Here is a 16,255-nt window from a genome sequence, read left to right on the forward strand (position 1 = left end):
ATGAACCAGATGACCCGAACCCACGAGGCGACAGACCTGCTGCCGGTCGCGTCGATCCCGATCCGCCCCGGCATCGACATCGACATCGACGCGCTGCTGCACGCGGTGGTCTGCAACCTGCGGGCCGAGGGGTTCCGGCTCGCGGGCTTTCTTCAGGCCCGCGGCGGTGGCGACGTCCGGCTGTCCGATCTGGCGGGCGGCGGCAGCCATGGCATCACCCAGCGGCTTGGACCCGGCTCGCATGGCTGCAAGCTGGACCCGCGCGGGCTGGCCGAGGCCGCCGCCGTGGCGCTGGCGGCGCTGAATGGGCGGCCCGACCTGCTGGTGATCCCCCGCTTCGGCAAGGCCGAGGTCGAGGGCGAGGGCCTGCGCGCGGTGATCGCCCGCGCCTGCGAATTGCAGATCCCTGTCCTTGTCGCCGTCCGCGAAGCCAGCGCCCCGGCATGGCAGGACTTCACCGGCGGTCTGGCCCGGACCCTTCCCGCCGAGCTTGGGGCAGTGCTGCACTGGTGCCGCACCGCCCTTGCCCACCCGGCCTAGAAGTCGAACCGCACCCCCTGCGCCAGCGGCAGGCTGGCCGACCAGTTCACCGTATTGGTCTGCCGCCGCATGTAGCCGCGCCACGCGTCCGACCCGCTTTCGCGCCCGCCGCCGGTGTCCTTCTCGCCGCCGAAGGCACCGCCGATCTCGGCGCCCGACGGGCCGATGTTCACATTGGCGATGCCGCAGTCGGACCCGGCAGCCGACAGGAACGCCTCGGCCTCGCGCAGGTTCAGGGTGAAGATGCAGGACGACAGGCCCTGCGGCACGTCATTCTGCATCGCGATGGCCTGATCCAGCGTGTCATAGCCCATGACATACAGGATCGGGGCAAAGGTCTCTTCGCGCACCACCCCGGTCTGGGCGGGCATCAGCACGATGGCGGGTCGGATGTAGGCTCCGCCCGGCACCCCCTCGACCGGGGCGCCGCCATGCACCTCGCCGCCCTCGGCGCGGGCACGATCCAGCGCGGCCAGCATCCGGCTGCGCGACCCTTCGTCGATCAGCGGCCCGACCAGCGTTCCCGGCGCCCGCGGATCGCCGACCGGAAGCGAGGCATAGGCCCGCAGCAACCGGCCCATCAGTTCGTCGCGGATCGAGTGATGCACGATCAGCCGCCGCAACGTGGTGCAGCGTTGCCCGGCCGTGCCCACCGCGGAAAAGACGATGGCCCGCACCGCCATGTCCAGATCGGCCGAGGGCGCCACGATCATCGCGTTGTTGCCGCCCAACTCCAGAATCGCGCGCCCGAAGCGTTCGGCCACCTTTGGCCCGACGATCCGCCCCATCCGGGTCGATCCCGTGGCCGAAACGATCGGCACATCGGCCGAGGTCACCAGCGCCTCGCCAATCTGTGGTCCGCCCACCACCAGTTGCACCAGCCCTTCGGGCGCATCGCCAAACCGTGCCAGCGCCCGGTTCAGGATTCGCATCGAGGCCATGGCCGTCAGCGGGGTCTTTTCCGACGGCTTCCAGATCACCGGATCGCCGCAGACCAGCGCCAGTGCCGCATTCCACGCCCAGACCGCGACGGGGAAGTTGAAGGCGGAAATGACGGCACAGGGGCCCATCGGCTGCCATGTCTCCATCATCCGGTGGCCGGGGCGTTCCGAGGCGATGGTCAACCCGTAAAGCTGCCGCGAGAGACCCACCGCGAAATCGCAGATGTCGATCATCTCTTGCACCTCGCCCAGCCCTTCCGAGGCGATCTTGCCGGCTTCCAGCGTCACCAGCGCGCCCAGATCGGCCTTGGCGGCGCGCAGTTCCTCGCCCAGCAATCGGACCAGTTCGCCACGACGCGGGGCCGGAACCTCGCGCCACAGCCGAAACGCCGCCTGCGCGCGGGCGATGACCGCCGGCATGTCCGCCGGATCGGTCACCGCAACCGAGGCGATCCGCGCCCCGTCGATCGGCGAATGAACCGCCAGCGGGCCGCCCGTCACCGCCTCTGTCAGCCCAAGGGCATCGAACAGTTCCGTCATCGTGATCCTCCTGTGACAAGCCCGCGCTGATCCTTGCGCCCCATCGCGATCAGGATGGGGCTTTCGGCTTGCCGGGTCTGGAAATCGGCCTTGCAGGTCAGCCCGCGCCAGCCCGCAAGGATCAGGCTTTGCGCCACCGCACCGCCCAGCGTGGTGCCGGGGCCGGGCACCACGAAGGCATCCGGCGCGAATTCGCGGGCGGCGGTGGCAATTGCGCGGGTGAAATCATAGGGCTCTGTCACCTGATGGCCCAGCGTATAGGCGCGAAGGGCGCGGGTGTCGGTGGCCCGCGGCCACCAGACCGCGCCGCGCCCGTCGATCAGGGGCAGATCGGGCTGGCGGAACAGGCTTTCGGGCAGCGCCGCGCGGCCCTGTTCGGCCACCGGGGCCTGAAGCGCGGTGTGAAAGGCCGCGTGATTGGCCAGCCGCATCGGAAAGCGGCCCTGCTCGGGGGGAACCTCGGTCTCGAAATCTGCCAGACCTTCGGCATTTCCGGCCAGAACCAGCATCCCGCCCAGATCGATTGACAGCGACAAGACCCGCCCCGGACGCGCGGCGATCTTTTCGGCCAGCGCCAGAAGTTGCGCCTTGCGCAGAGCACAGGGGCGCCAGTCCTCGGCCATGGTCGGGTGGACGATCTGGCCACCGATCAGCGCGCCTTGCATCAGCGTGCCCATGGTGTTGACGACATGAAAGCCATCGTCGGCGGTCAGCGCGCCACCGCAGGCCAGCGCGGTATACCAGCCCATGGAATTGCCGGTGACGGCCACCACCTCGACCCCGCGCAACGACAGGACATCGGCAAGACTGGCGGCATAGATCAGCGCCGAGGCATTGTCGCCCCGGGTGTGGCGGGCGACGGAATAGCTGGCGGCGCCATCCAGATCGGCCAGCGTGTCCTGCCCCAGCGCGCGGCGGCGGGCGTCGAACCGGGCGAACAGATCCGCCTTGTCGGGGTGAAGGTGCGACAGCGATCCAAGCTCGGTCCTGGTATAGGTGCCGCGGCCGGGGCAGACGACGACGATCCTCATGCCCGCACCAGTTCCAGAGCCGCCGCCACGATGCCATCGCGCGACGGCAGGGTGGCGGCATAGGCCGGGCCGGTGGCGATAAAGCTGTCTTCGGCAGTGACGCGGGCGATGCGGCGGTGGCCGGCTTCGGCCAGCGCGGTCATCAACGCCTCGGCCGGCCCCCCGGCCGAGCGGCGACATTCGTCCACCACCAGAACGGCGGCGCAATCCCGCACGGCGTCCAGCATGGCCGGGACGGGCAGGGGGGCCAGCCAGCGCAGGTCGATGATCCGGGTGGCGACGCGATTTTTACGAAGCGCGAAATTCGCTTGATGTGACAGATAGTTGCCGTTGCCATAGGTGACGATGGCCAGATCCTTCCCGTCGCCTGCCATGCCGATCTGGCCCAGACCGATGCGCTGGGACGGGTCGGGATAGGTCTGCATCCATCGGCCGTCCTTGTCGTCCAGCAGGTCGCGCATGGGATAAAGCGCGATCGGCTCCAGAAACACCACCAGCCGCTGTTCCTCGCGGGCAAGGCGCGCACATTCGCGCAGCATCATCGCGGCCTCGGCGCCGGTCGAGGGGCAAGCAAGGATCAGCCCCGGAATGTCGCGCAGCACGGCGATGGAGTTATCGTTATGGAAATGACCGCCAAAGCCCTTCTGATAGCCAAGGCCCGCGATCCGCAGCACCATCGGATTGGCATATTGTCCGTTCGAGAAGAAGGGCAGGGTGGCGGCCTCGCCGCGGATCTGGTCCTCGGCGTTGTGCAGATAGGCGAGGAACTGGATTTCCGGGATCGGCAGAAAGCCGTTGTGGGCCAGCCCGATGCCAAGGCCAAGGATGGATTGTTCATCCAGCAGCGTGTCGATCACCCGGTCGGCGCCAAAGCGGGCCTGAAGCTTCTGGGTGACGCCATAGACCCCGCCCTTGCGGCCGATATCCTCGCCCATCAGCACCACCTCGGGATGGGCCAGCATCAGGTCGGTGAGCGCCCAGTTCAAAAGCCGGCTCATCGGCTGGGGTTCGGCCATGGCCTTCAGATCGGGGCCGAAGGCCGCGGCGCGGGCATCGGGCGCGGGGCCGTTGGTGGGCTTGCAGGGCCGCGGCGGCGGGATCAGGCTGACCATCACCTCGGGGGCGGTGCGCAGGCGGGGGCGGGTGACGGCCTCGGCGGCGACACGGTCCACGCGGGCCTGCGTTTCCAGATAGATCGCCAGCGCCTCGTCCGGGGACAGCGCGCCGGCCTGATCCAACAGCCTGACCGAGTGCAACAGCGGATCGTTGGCTTCCCCGGCCTCGACCTCTTCGCGGGACAGGTAGGTGGTGGGCAGATCGGCGCCGGCATGGCCGTAAAGCCGGACGGTCGACAGGTGCAGAAAGGCGGGCTTGCGTCGGTCGCGGACATGGGCGGCGGCAGCCGCAGCTACCGCGTAAGTATTTGTTATATCGAGGCCATCGGCGCGGAAATACTGAAGGCCGGGGCGGGACTGAAAGCTGGCCTCGATCCAGCCATTCGGGGTCTTGGTCGAGATGCCGATGCCGTTGTCTTCGCAGACGAACAGGATCGGCAGGGGCACGGACTGGAAGGCGGTCCAGCCGGCGGTGTTGAAGGCGCCCTGCGCGGTCGAGTGGTTGGCCGAGGCATCGCCAAAGCTGGCCATGACGATCGCATCTTCCGGCAGGGCGCGGTGTTCGGGCGGACGGCGGCGCGCAAGGCCCAGCGAATAGGCCGCACCCACGGCTTTCGGCAGATGGCTGGCGATGGTCGAGGTCTGCGGCGGGATCATCAGCGCCTTCGACCCCAGAACCTTGTGCCGCCCGCCCGAGATCGGATCTTCCGAGGACGAGGCAAAGGACAGCAGCATGTCCCAGGCGATGCTTTGCCCCAGTTGCGCGGCGCGGGCGATCTGAAAGGCCGCGTCGCGGTAATGCAGGAACGCCATGTCGGTCGGGCGCAGCGCATGGGCCACGGCGGCCATGCCCTCGTGCCCCGACGAGCCGATGGTGTAGAAGCCCTGTCCGGCCTTCTGCATCGCGCGGCTGGTGCGGTCGAGCGCGCGTGACACACACTGGCTGCGAAAGAGCGAGACCAGTTCATGCGCGGCAAGACCCGGCGTGGGCAGCGGCCCGGGCGGGAGGTCGCGGGCCTTTATGCGGGCAAGGAAATTCTCGTGGACGATCAGCGAGCGGGGCATGGGGGCCTTTGTGGCCGGCGGAGGTTCCGGGGGAAGGGTCGGAGCCTCCGGCGGGGATATTTTTGCCAGAATGAAAGTCAGAAGAAGGCTTGCAGCCCGGTGATGGCGCGGCCGAGGATCAGGGCGTGGACGTCGTGGGTGCCTTCGTAGGTGTTGACGGTTTCAAGGTTCGCCATGTGGCGCATGACGTGGAAATCTTCCTGGATGCCGTTGCCGCCGTGCATGTCGCGGGCGTGGCGCGCGGCTTCGAGCGCCTTGCCGCAGTTGCTGCGTTTGATGATCGAGATCATCTCGGGGGCGGCGTTGGCTTCGTCGAGCAGGCGGCCGACGCGAAGGCTGGCCTGAAGGCCCAGCGCGATGTCGGTCATCATGTTGGCAAGTTTCAACTGATAGAGCTGGGTCTGGGCCAGCGGGCGGTTGAACTGTTTGCGGTCAAGGCCGTATTGGCGCGCGGCGGAAAGGCAGGCTTCGGCGGCGCCAAGGACGCCCCAGCTGATGCCGTAGCGGGCGCGGTTCAGGCAGCCGAACGGGCCCTTGAGTCCCTCGACATTGGGAAGAAGGGCGGTTTCAGCGACTTCGACGCCGTCCATCACGATTTCGCCGGTGATCGAGGCGCGGAGCGAGAGTTTGCCGCCGATTTTCGGTGTCGAGAGGCCGGGGGTGCCCTTTTCCAGCAGGAAGCCGCGGATCTTACCGCCATGGGCTTCGGATTTGGCCCAGACCACGAACAGATCCGCGATCGGCGCGTTCGAGATCCACATCTTCGAGCCGTTCAGCACATAGCCGGTGGCGGTTTTCCGGGCGGTGGTTTTCATCCCGGCGGGGTCAGAGCCGGCGTCGGGTTCGGTCAGGCCGAAGCAGCCGATCAGCTCGCCCGAGGCAAGGCCGGGAAGGTATTTCCGTCGCTGTTCTTCGGACCCGTAGGCGTAGACCGGATACATCACCAGCGAGGATTGCACCGACATCATCGAGCGGTAGCCGGAATCCACCCTTTCGATTTCACGCGCGATCAGGCCGTAGGCGACGTAAGAGGCACCGAGGCCGCCGTATTCCTCGGGGATGGTGGCGCCCAGAAGGCCCATGGCGCCCATTTCGCGGAAGATTGTCGGGTCGGTCTGTTCGTCGCGGTAGGCGGCTGTCACCCGGGGCGCCAGCTTTTCCTGCGCATAGGCGCGGGCGCTGTCGCGCATCATCCGTTCTTCCTCGGACAGTTGCAGGTCAAGGCGGAACGGGTCTTCCCAGTCGAAGCGGCCAAGATCGGGGGCGTCTTTTGCTTTCAGGTCCGGCATGGCGTCCTCTGACAGATGGCGTTTCCCGGCAGATACCGCTTCATCCGGGGTGGATATAACGCTAATTTTGCCGAAGTTTATGCAAGGAGTGCATCAAGTGGCGTTTGCGAGGCGCTATCTTCCGCCGGTGGGGCAGCTTGCGGCCTTCGAGGCGGTGGCGCGGACGGGGTCGACCGCGGCGGCGGCGCGCGAGCTGGATCTGACGCAGGGCACGGTCAGTCGGCTGGTGCAGGCGCTTGAGGCGCAGTTGGGCGTTCTGCTGTTTCTGCGGCAGCGAAAGCGGCTGAAGCCCACGCAGGCGGCGCTGGTCTATGCCGACGAGGTTCGGCGGGCGCTGGACATCATCGGGCGGGCGTCACTGCGGCTGGGTGCGAACCCCGATGGGGGGGTGTTGGCGCTGGCGATCCTGCCGACGTTCGGCACGCATTGGCTGGCGCCGCGGTTGCCGGGATTTCTGAAGGCACATCCGGGGGTGACGATCAACCTTGCGACCCGGCTGAAGCCTTTTGACTTCGAGGGCGAGGAGTTCGACGCGGCCATTCATTTCGGCAGCCCGACATGGCCGCGTGCCGGGCATCTGCGGCTGTTCGGCGAAGGTGTGGTGGCGGTGGCGGCGCCGGGATTTCTGGCCGCCCATCCGGTAAGGGCGGCGGCGGATCTGCTGACGCTGCCGCTTCTGACGCTTGAGACCCGGCCCCGGGGCTGGGCCAACTGGTTCGCGCATCATGGGGTGGGCGCCGCACCGCCGCGCGGCATGGTGTTCGACCAGTTCGCCACGATGATGCAGGCGGCGATCCATGGCATCGGGGTGGCGCTGCTGCCCGAGTTTCTGGCCCGGCCGGCCTTGGCCGAGGGTGCGCTGCTGCCGGCCTTTGGTGGGCCGGTCGAGGGGCGCCACGCCTACTGGCTGGTCTGGCCCGAGGGCCGGGACGCGCATCCGCCGCTGGCGGCGTTCCGCGACTGGCTTAAAGCCGAGACGGAAGGTCTTGTCTGACGCCTGCGCGCCAGATTGCGGTGGGGTTCAGATCATGTCCAAACAGCACCAGATCTGCGGGCAGGTCGGGTGCCAGACGGCCAAGGTCAGCGCGGTGCAGGGCGGCGGCCGGGGCGGCGGTGGCCATGGCCAGCGCCCGCTGTGCCGAAACGCCCAGCGCGACAAGGCTGCGGATCGCCTGCGGAAGTGTCAGGTCGGCGCCGGCAAGTGTGCCATCCTGTAGTGTCAGGCTACCGTTCCGGCGCAGGATCTGGCGGCCGTTCAGGGTGAAGCTGGCAAGGTTCGTTCCCGCGACGGCCATCGCGTCAGAGACCAGAAACAGCCCGCGGGGTTTGGCAGCAAGGGCGATGCGCAGCATCTCGGGCGCGACATGGATGCCATCCGCGATCACGCCTGTCGGCACGTCGCTGGTCAGGGCGGCGCCGGGCAGACCAGGCTCTCGGTGGCCGAGGGGGCTCATCGCGTTGAACAGATGGGTGACGCAGGCGGCGCCGGCGGCAAATGCCGCGCGGGCCTCGGCCATGGTGCAGTCGCTGTGGCCAAGGCTGACCGTCACGCCCGCCGCGGCAAGCGCCCGGATCTGGTCCGGGGTTGCAGCCGAGGGGGAAAGCGTGATCATCAGCGTCGGCAGCGCGCGGGCCGCGCCAAGATAAAGTGCCAGATCCGCATCGGTCATCGGCCGGATCAGCGCCGGGTCATGCGCACCCTTGCGGCGTGGATCGAGGTGCGGACCTTCCAGATGCAGCCCCAGAAAGCCGGGGATGGCGGCGGTCTTTGCCGCAAGGTCGATCACCCGGCGTGTCGCCTCGGGCGTGGCGGTGATCAGCGTCGGCAGGACATGCAGCACTCCAAGCCGTTCCTGAGTCGCGCAAAGGATGCGCAGGGTTTCCGCCGTCGCCCCGCCGTCCAGCATCACGCCGCCGCCGCCATTCACCTGAAGGTCGATCAGCCCGGGGGCAAGGATGCCGTCCAGCATGTCGATCCGGCCTTCGGGCAGGGCGTCGTCGCCAACGATTTCGGCAATGCGGCCACCGCGAAGGACCAGCGCCTTGCCCTTGTGGAAAGTGTTGCCGTCGAACAGCTTGGCACCGGCAAGGATCTGGATCATGTGCGCCTCTTGCGGGATTGGTCGTGGAAGCTAGTCGCCGCCCGCCCCCCGCGCAAGGCAGCGCGGACCGGGCCGCCGGCGGGTCCACAGCGCCGGTGCGACGAAAAAGTTGAAATGTGTAAATATCTTGCGGTTTGACGGACAGTTTCCGCCTCTGGTAAGGTCTCCGCACTTGGTCCACGGCAAGCCGACCTAACAAATCAAGGTGCAAGCCATGCCTGTCCCTGTGCCGCCGAGCGGTCAGTTGCGCATGACGTTCGTCGGCGCCACGCGGCATTCGTGTGGGGCGGTTGGCCTTCTGGCCTCGCATCTGGGCCTTGACCGCAGCGAGGTGGTGCAGCGGATGGGGCGCAGCGCCTTGATCTTGGCCGAGACGGCGCCTGCGGATGTCGCCCAACGACTTTTGGCGCTTCTTTCTGCGATTGGCGTCACGGTACGGCTTGATCCGGTCGGAAGCCCGGCACCGGATATCCCTGTCGAGATCGCGCTTCAGCCGTTGCGCGAAGTGCCGGCGGCGACGGTTGCGCATCTTGCCCGGCTGCTGCGGATGACGCCCGAGGCGGTTCTGAGCGGTCTGGCCGAGCCGACCGGACTGATCCTTCGTCGAACCGCCCGCAAGGCCGAGGGGGTGCAGCGCCGGTTGCGTCCGGTGAGTGCGCTTCGGGTTGCGATCTCGAACCCCGCCTCGGCCCGCTATGACCTGTTCCTGAAGGCGGGGCAGGTCGCTTCGACGGACCTGATGCGGCTTTTGCGCCAGCTTGGTCTTGCGCGCTGCCCGTTCAGCGGGGCGGTCGCCGCGGCGCTTGATGCGCGAACGGCGGCGCTGTTGGTGGCGCGCCACGGCAACTGCGTTCATGCGCTGAACCGCGACTTCCAGCGGTTCGACCTGATTCTGGCGGGAAGCCGCGGCATGAGTCAGGCGGATCTGGCCGATTTCCTTGCGACACGCGCCATCGATGGGCGCGAAAGGCTGCTGGCGCCGCAGGTGGCCGAGGGCGTCCGGCTTGAGGCTGGCCTCAGCCGTCGCGCTGCGCAGCAGTTTTGCGCCGACTATGCCCAGATCGGCCTTGTGACGCGGATGAGGCTTGCCCTGCACGCCGCGACACAAGACCTTTAAAATACCGAAGGTTAAGTCGGGATTCACCCGCATCCTGTAACACTCGACATGGGTGTGAAACTATGGGTGAGCGGAATGGCCGGGCAGTCAAATGCCGCGCCAGTCGTCATCAAGCGGAAGAAGGTCACGAACGGTGGCGGTCACCACGGTGGGGCGTGGAAGGTTGCCTATGCCGACTTCGTGACAGCCATGATGGCTTTCTTCATGCTGATGTGGCTGCTGAACGCGACGACAGAAAAACAGCGCAAGGGTCTTGCGGATTATTTCAATCCGACGATCCCGATGAACAGGATCTCGGGCGGCGGTGAGGGCGCCTTCGGCGGCGATTCGGTGTTCCATGAACAGACGATGACCCAGACCGGCAGCGGCGCGGTGAACGACAACGCGTCCGAGCAGCGACAGGCCCGCGGCGAGGCTGGCCAGAAGGGCGATGCCGCCGAGGAACAGGCCAAACTGGAAGAGGTTGAAAAGCTTCTGCGCGCCAAGACCGGCGAAAGCATGACGATGCAGCGCCTGTTGCGCCACGTCGTGACGCGCATCACCGACGAAGGTCTGGTGATCGAGATCTTCGACCTGCCCGAAGTGCCGCTGTATTTTGGCGACACCTCCGAGCCAGAGCCTGTGCTGAACGCCATTGTCCGGCTTCTGGCCGAGATCCTGCCGATCACGTCGAACCGGATTGCGGTCAACGGCCACATCCGCAGCTATCCGATCACGCTGATCCGGAATCCGGTCTGGGATGTCTCGGCCGCACGGGCGCAACGGATGCGCGGGCTTCTCGAATCGGCGGGCCTGCCGGCCGAGCGGATGCAACGGATTTCGGGTTTTGCCGACCGCAAGACGGTCACGCCCGACCCGACGGCGGTCAGAAACAATCGAATTGAAGTCATTCTTCTTAGAAGAGACCGATGATCGCCCTTGAGACCGGGCGCTGTTAGCCCGGTGTTAAGCCGCCGCGCGCAGTTTCGGGTGACCAATGCCCGAAGCAGCAGAAAGGCGCTTACCTCATGTCGATTTCTTCATCGCTCAATGCCGGGGTGGCGGGGCTTGCCGCCAACGCCACCAAGCTTGCGACGATCGCCGACAACATCGCGAACTCTGGCACCTACGGCTACAAACGGGCCGATGCCGATTTCGAAAGCATGGTGCTGACCCAGTCCAGTAACTCGGGCATGTATTCCGCCGGGGGTGTCCGAGCGAACGGCCTGCGCCTGATCGACGAAAGTGGCGCGATCGTTTCCACGTCGAATGCGATGGATATTGCGATTTCCGGCCGGGGCATGTTGCCGGTCATCGCCGAGACGTCTCTTGGCGCCTCGTCGGGCAATGACGCACTGCTGATGACGCGGACCGGCTCGTTCGCGACAGACCCCAACGGCGTTCTCAAAACGGATACCGGGCTGGTGCTGCTGGGCTGGCCGGCCAACTCTGACGGGACGATCCCCACGCAGTCGCGCGATTCGATCGCATCGCTGGAACCCGTGGTGATCGCCTCGAACCAGACGGCTGCCGACCCGACGACAAAGATCAACCTTGGTGTGAACCTTCCCGCGGAAGCGACCGAATTCGGCGCGACGGTCAAGCCGCTGACGATCGAGGTTGAATATTTCGGGAACCTCGGCACCTCGGAAAAGCTGACGGTGACCTTTACGCCGACGATCGGGGCGGCGGCGGGCGACTATGGCAACGAATGGACGATGAACATTGCCGATTCAGCGTCTGGCGGTGCCTCCATCGGGTCTTATACGCTTGACTTCAGCGATGCGCGGACGGGTGGCGGCACCCTCACCACGACGGGGGTGACCCATGTCTCGGGCGCCTCGTCGGCCTGGAACGCCACGACCGGAACGATCACGCTTCAGGTTGACGGCGGCCCGATCGAGCTGACGCTGGGCAAACCCGACAGCGCAAATGCGCTGACGCAGGTCGCGGGCAAGTTTTCGCAGACCGGGATCACCAAGGACGGCTCTCCGGTCGGCAACCTGACCAGCGTCGAGATCGACGAGGGCGGTTTCATCAAGGCGACCTACGACACGGGCTTCACCCGCGTGATCTATCAGATCCCGCTTGTGGACGTGCCAAACTACAACGGGTTGATGGCGCTGAACAACCAGACCTTCGCCATTTCGCCCGATTCCGGGGCCTTCTATCTCTGGGATGCCGGTGACGGGCCGACCGGCGATGTCGTGGGTTATGCGCGCGAAGGCTCGGCCACCGATATGGCCAAGGAACTGACCAGCCTGATCCAGACCCAGCGCGCCTATTCGTCGAATGCCAAGATCATTCAGACGGTGGACGAGATGCTTCAGGAAACCACCAACATGAAGCGCTAAGGAGCCTGACCGATGAGCATCACCGGCGCCCTGTCCAATGCGCTTTCGGGCCTGAATGTTACGTCCCGCGGGGTCGAGACGGTCTCGAACAATATCGCGAACGCGCTGACCGAAGGCTATGCGCGCCGCGAACTCGAGATTTCCTCGCGCAGTCTTGGCAGCGAAGGGCAGGGTGTCCGCGTGGTGGACATCAACCGCATGATCGACATGGCCCTTGTGGGCGACCGCAGGATTGCGGATGCGGTGACGGGCGATCGCCAGACCCGCGCCGCGTTTTTTCAGGATCTGGGCGACCAGCTGGGCGATACGGGCAGCGGTTCGCTGCTTGGGCGGATCGCTGCCTTCGAATCCACGCTGCTTGCCGCGTCCAGCCGGCCCGAATCCACCGCCCGGCTTCAGAATGTGTTCGATGCGGCCGATGCCTTGGCCAAGGGGCTGAATGCGGCTTCCGATGCCGTGCAGGCGGCCCGTCAGGACGCCGATGCCGATATCGCGACCCAGGTCGAGCAGCTCAACACCACCCTTGTCCGGGTGAAAGAGCTGAACGCCCGGATAACCGAGGTCCGCACCACCGGCCGCGACAGTTCGGCGCTTGAGGATGAACGGCAGATGCTTGTCGACAGTCTGTCCTCGATCGTTCCCATCCGCGAGGTTCAGCGCGAAAATGGCCAGATCGCCCTGTTCACCACCGAAGGGACCGCCCTTCTCGACGGTTATGCCGCCCAGTTCGGCTTTTCCGCGAAGCCGGTCGTGACGGCCCAGATGTCCTTGGGTTCTGGCACCCTGTCCGGGCTTACGTTGAACGGGCGACCGATCGCGGTCACCGACGACGGGGGAATGCTCGGTCAAGGTTCTTTGACGGCCGCCTTTGCCGTTCGCGATATTCTTGCGCCGGCCGAACAGGATCGGCTGGATGCCCTCGCCCGCGATCTGATCCGTCGGATCGATGCCGCCGATCCGCCACCCGCCGGCAGCGCCGGTCTGTTCACGGACGGCGGCGCCGAATTTCTTGCCACCAACGAGGCCGGCCTTGCAGGTCGCATTGCGCTGAACGCCTCTGTGGACCCAACGGCCGGCGGCCGGCTGACGCGCCTTCGGGATGGCGCCAACGCCAGTGCCGAGGGGGCCAGCGGCAATGCGACCCTGCTTAATGCGCTGGTCAGCACTCTCGACGCGCGCGAGGCCGCCGCCAGCGGGCCATATGCCGGCAAGTTCAGCTTTTCGGGCCTGGCCGCCGAGGCGGTCTCATCGGTTTCAACCGCGCTGATCGCGGCAGATCAGGAAACCAGCTTTGCCGCAGCTCGCAGTGACGAACTCCGGGTTCTCGAGCTTGCCGACGGCGTCGACACCGATCACGAGCTTTCCCAACTTTTGCTGCTTGAGCGATCCTATGCCGCCAATGCCAAGGTCATCACGGCCTGTGACAAACTGATCACTTATCTGCTGGAGATGTAAATGACCGCGGTCTCGCTGGGCGATCTGGCCCGAACCTTCCTGCTCCGGCGCCAGAACGCGGCCCTCAAGGAACAGGCACAAAGCCTTTCGACCGAGGTGGTTACGGGTCAGGCCGCCGACGTGCGCAAGCAGGTTGGCGGAGACCTCGGGGCGCTGGCCGGCATCGACCGCAGTCTTGCCACGCTCACCGCGAGAAAATCCCTTACATCCGAGGCCGGTCTTGCGGCGGCCGCGATGCAGACTGCGCTGGGCGCGATCGATCTGGCCAGCCGGGATCTTGCGCTGGATATCAAAAGCCTGGGCACCAACGGGTCCACGATGACCATCGACCAGCTGGGCTCGCAATCCGATGGCGCCTTTCGCGCCGCGATCTCGGCGCTGAATACCAGGGTGGGCGACAGGTCGATCTTTGCGGGCGACCTTCCGCAAGAGCCGGCCATGGCCGACGCCGAAACGATCCTGGCCGACCTTGATCTGGCCGTCGCCGGGGCAACAACGGCCGCAGATGTAGAAGCCGCCGTTTCCGCATGGTTTGATGGTGCGGGATACGCAACCGCCGGCTACAAGGGGGGCGATCCGCAGGGTCCGATGGCGGTCGGCGCGACTGAGACGGCACAGATCCGGATCACCGCGAACGATCCCACGATCCGCGAGACTTTGAAGGGTCTGGCGCTCGGGGCTATCCTCGAACGTGGCTCCTGGTCCGGAACGGCAACAGAGCGCGCAGATCTTGCCAGTCGCGCCGGGGACCGTCTGCTTCAAAACCAGAGCGCGCGGATTGCGCTTGCCGCAGATCTTGGCTTGCAAGAAACGCGAATCGAATCCGCAGCCGCCACGAATGCAGCCGAGCTCACCTCGCTTCAGATCGCCCGCACCAATCTGCTGGGCATCGACAGTTACGAGGCCGCCACGATGCTCGAGTCGACACAAACCCAGATCGAAACGCTCTACAGTCTGACATCGCGGCTCAGCCGCCTGAGCCTGGTGGATTATCTCTGATGCTTAGGCTTGCGCTTGCATTCCTGCTGTTTGCCCTTCCTGCCACGGCGGGTCCGATCCGTATCAAGGACTTGGTCCGATTCGACGGCGTTCGCGGCAACGATCTGGTTGGATACGGACTGGTTGTGGGCCTGAACGGGACCGGCGACGGTTTGCGAAACGCCCCGTTCACCGAAGATATCATGTCGAACCTGCTTGAACGACTCGGCGTCAACGTGACGGGCGAGCAGTATCGGCCAAAGAACGTGGCGGCTGTCTTCGTGACGGCTACACTTCCACCGTTCGCGCGGGCAGGTTCTCAGGTCGACGTCACGGTTTCGGCCATTGGGGATGCCAAGAGTTTGCTGGGCGGCACATTGGTGATGACGCCGATGAACGGCGCCGACGGTCAGATCTATGCCGTGGCGCAAGGGGCAATCATTGCCGGCGGGGTGTCAGCCGAAGGAGAGGCGGCCCGTGTGGTTCAGGGCGTTCCGACCTCGGGAACGATCCCCGAAGGAGCCCGGGTCGAGCGTGAAGTCGAATTTGAGCTTGCGAGCCTGCGAAATGTCCGACTCGCGCTGCGCACGGCCGATTTCACCACGGCGGGCCGGATCGAAGAGACGATCAACCGCGAACTCGGTCGTGGCGTGGCAACGATGCTCGACGCCGGGACTGTTGCACTTGATCTTGACCAGACGCGGCTGCGCTCTGCTGCGCATGTTTTGCAGAAGGTGGAAAATCTGACGGTGGAGCCCGAGATGGCGGCCCGTGTCGTTGTGGACCAGCGATCAGGGACGATCGTGATGGGTGAAGACGTCCGGATCAGCCGTGTCGCGGTGGCCCAAGGCGGGCTGACCCTTCGCGTTGAAGAGCAGCCGCTTGTCATTCAGCCCAACCCGTTCAGCAAGGGCGAGACAATCGTCGTTCCGCGAAGCTCCGCCTCCATTGAGGAGCAGACCGGCACCGGTCTTGCCGAAGTGCAGGGCGACACAACGCTTTCGCGGGTTGTCTCCGGGTTGAATGCGCTGGGCGTGGCGCCTAACGACATGATCGATATCCTGAAAAGCATCCACGCAGCCGGCGCGCTGCACGCCGAGTTTATTGTGAAATGATTCAATCCATCTTCAGGGTTGGGACTTCTGCAGCGACACATCCAGCCCGACAAACAGCTGCAACCCGCAGCTCTCCTTCAGGATCCGATACGGGAATGGCGCCAGCTTGCCCTCGGGCCTGCAGCAGGAACGGGTAGGGCGCGGCGCAGGCCCCGTTACGGCATCTCGTTCTTCCTTCATGGCCAGAACATAGCGGTAGCTGCGAGTGCTATGGCGGAGAAGACGGTCTGTGGACACCCGTCATATCTGGTTTCTTCAACACCCCCCACTGGACTGTTTTCCCGACGAATGGGCTGTCACCGTTGCTACTGGGGGCGAATTCAACCGCCCGGATGCCCGAAGTTGCCGTGTCCATGGCCAGATGGACCTTGCCCCACTGGCGTCGGCGTTGCACGCTTGCCATTCGCCGTCGTCGAGGAAGGTGATCCCGGTACTGTCTACCAGCAGGTTCAGCGGCCCATCGGCGAGTCGATAAGGGCTCTGGCCGGCTCTGTTGCACAAATCACGTGAGGGATTCATCTGGTGTTATCCGGCGTGGTAGCAGGGCCGCATGAGCAGACCGACCCCCCCGAGCTACAAGACCAGGAACTGGCCGGCCTATAACGAAGCGCTGAAGCGCCGTGGCTCGCTGACG

General features: G+C 65.8%; 13 protein-coding genes and 1 pseudogene. 8 read left to right on the forward strand and 6 right to left on the reverse strand.

The window, feature by feature from the left end:
* The first annotated feature begins 9 nt into the window (after window positions 1–9).
* A complete protein-coding gene (locus tag CRO07_RS12835; RefSeq protein WP_097031104.1) occupies window positions 10–540 on the forward strand; it encodes a DUF2478 domain-containing protein in 531 nt (176 codons plus the stop codon).
* On the opposite strand, the gene amaB is transcribed toward CRO07_RS12835, so the two are convergent.
* The 4 genes from amaB to CRO07_RS12855 form a co-directional block, all read right to left on the reverse strand.
* Window positions 537–2,021, reverse strand: a complete 1,485-nt coding sequence (gene amaB, locus CRO07_RS12840; protein ID WP_097031090.1) for an L-piperidine-6-carboxylate dehydrogenase — start codon at window positions 2,019–2,021, stop codon at window positions 537–539. The two genes, CRO07_RS12835 and amaB, sit on opposite strands and share 4 nt — an antisense overlap.
* Window positions 2,018–3,052: an ACP S-malonyltransferase gene (locus tag CRO07_RS12845; RefSeq protein WP_097031091.1), complete on the reverse strand. Its 1,035-nt coding sequence runs from the start codon at window positions 3,050–3,052 to the stop codon at window positions 2,018–2,020. Before CRO07_RS12845 ends, amaB begins: the two co-directional genes overlap by 4 nt.
* A complete protein-coding gene (locus CRO07_RS12850; protein WP_097031092.1) occupies window positions 3,049–5,232 on the reverse strand; it encodes a thiamine pyrophosphate-dependent enzyme in 2,184 nt (727 codons plus the stop codon). Before CRO07_RS12850 ends, CRO07_RS12845 begins: the two co-directional genes overlap by 4 nt.
* Before the next feature lie 77 nt (window positions 5,233–5,309).
* The gene (locus CRO07_RS12855; RefSeq protein WP_097031093.1) at window positions 5,310–6,521 is read right to left on the reverse strand and encodes an acyl-CoA dehydrogenase; all 1,212 of its coding nucleotides are present in this window, start codon (window positions 6,519–6,521) and stop codon (window positions 5,310–5,312) included.
* Between the two features lie 79 nt (window positions 6,522–6,600).
* Here CRO07_RS12855 and CRO07_RS12860 point away from each other — a divergent pair, with 79 nt between their 5' ends.
* A complete protein-coding gene (locus CRO07_RS12860; protein ID WP_097031094.1) occupies window positions 6,601–7,515 on the forward strand; it encodes a LysR family transcriptional regulator in 915 nt (304 codons plus the stop codon).
* Here CRO07_RS12860 and nagA read toward each other — a convergent pair.
* Window positions 7,487–8,623 (reverse strand): N-acetylglucosamine-6-phosphate deacetylase, encoded by a 1,137-nt coding sequence (nagA, locus tag CRO07_RS12865; protein ID WP_097031095.1) that lies wholly within the window; start codon window positions 8,621–8,623, stop codon window positions 7,487–7,489. The two genes, CRO07_RS12860 and nagA, sit on opposite strands and share 29 nt — an antisense overlap.
* Window positions 8,624–8,837: 214 nt before the next feature.
* Here nagA and CRO07_RS12870 point away from each other — a divergent pair, with 214 nt between their 5' ends.
* The 6 genes from CRO07_RS12870 to CRO07_RS12895 all read left to right on the forward strand — a co-directional run bounded on the left by CRO07_RS12870 (window position 8,838) and on the right by CRO07_RS12895 (window position 15,621).
* Window positions 8,838–9,740 (forward strand): hypothetical protein, encoded by a 903-nt coding sequence (locus CRO07_RS12870; RefSeq protein WP_235841000.1) that lies wholly within the window; start codon window positions 8,838–8,840, stop codon window positions 9,738–9,740.
* A gap of 75 nt (window positions 9,741–9,815) precedes the next feature.
* Window positions 9,816–10,652, forward strand: coding sequence for a flagellar motor protein MotB (locus CRO07_RS12875; protein WP_097031097.1), 837 nt, complete (start codon window positions 9,816–9,818; stop codon window positions 10,650–10,652).
* Window positions 10,653–10,747: 95 nt separating this feature from the next.
* Window positions 10,748–12,073: a flagellar hook protein FlgE gene (locus tag CRO07_RS12880; protein ID WP_097031098.1), complete on the forward strand. Its 1,326-nt coding sequence runs from the start codon at window positions 10,748–10,750 to the stop codon at window positions 12,071–12,073.
* Window positions 12,074–12,085: 12 nt separating this feature from the next.
* Entirely contained in the window at window positions 12,086–13,528 is a 1,443-nt protein-coding gene (flgK, locus tag CRO07_RS12885) for a flagellar hook-associated protein FlgK (RefSeq protein WP_097031099.1), read from the forward strand.
* A complete protein-coding gene (locus CRO07_RS12890) occupies window positions 13,529–14,527 on the forward strand; it encodes a flagellin (RefSeq protein WP_097031100.1) in 999 nt (332 codons plus the stop codon).
* Complete coding sequence (locus CRO07_RS12895; protein WP_097031101.1) at window positions 14,524–15,621, forward strand: flagellar basal body P-ring protein FlgI; 1,098 nt, start codon at window positions 14,524–14,526, stop codon at window positions 15,619–15,621. Before CRO07_RS12890 ends, CRO07_RS12895 begins: the two co-directional genes overlap by 4 nt.
* Window positions 15,622–15,910: 289 nt before the next feature.
* On the opposite strand, the pseudogene CRO07_RS12900 reads toward CRO07_RS12895, so the two are convergent.
* Window positions 15,911–16,104: pseudogene (locus CRO07_RS12900) on the reverse strand (IS5/IS1182 family transposase); the annotation flags it as partial.
* Window positions 16,105–16,255 lie beyond the last annotated feature (151 nt).

The organism is Cereibacter ovatus, from assembly GCF_900207575.1.
In the GTDB taxonomy this organism is placed as follows: Bacteria; Pseudomonadota; Alphaproteobacteria; order Rhodobacterales; family Rhodobacteraceae; genus Cereibacter_A; species Cereibacter_A ovatus.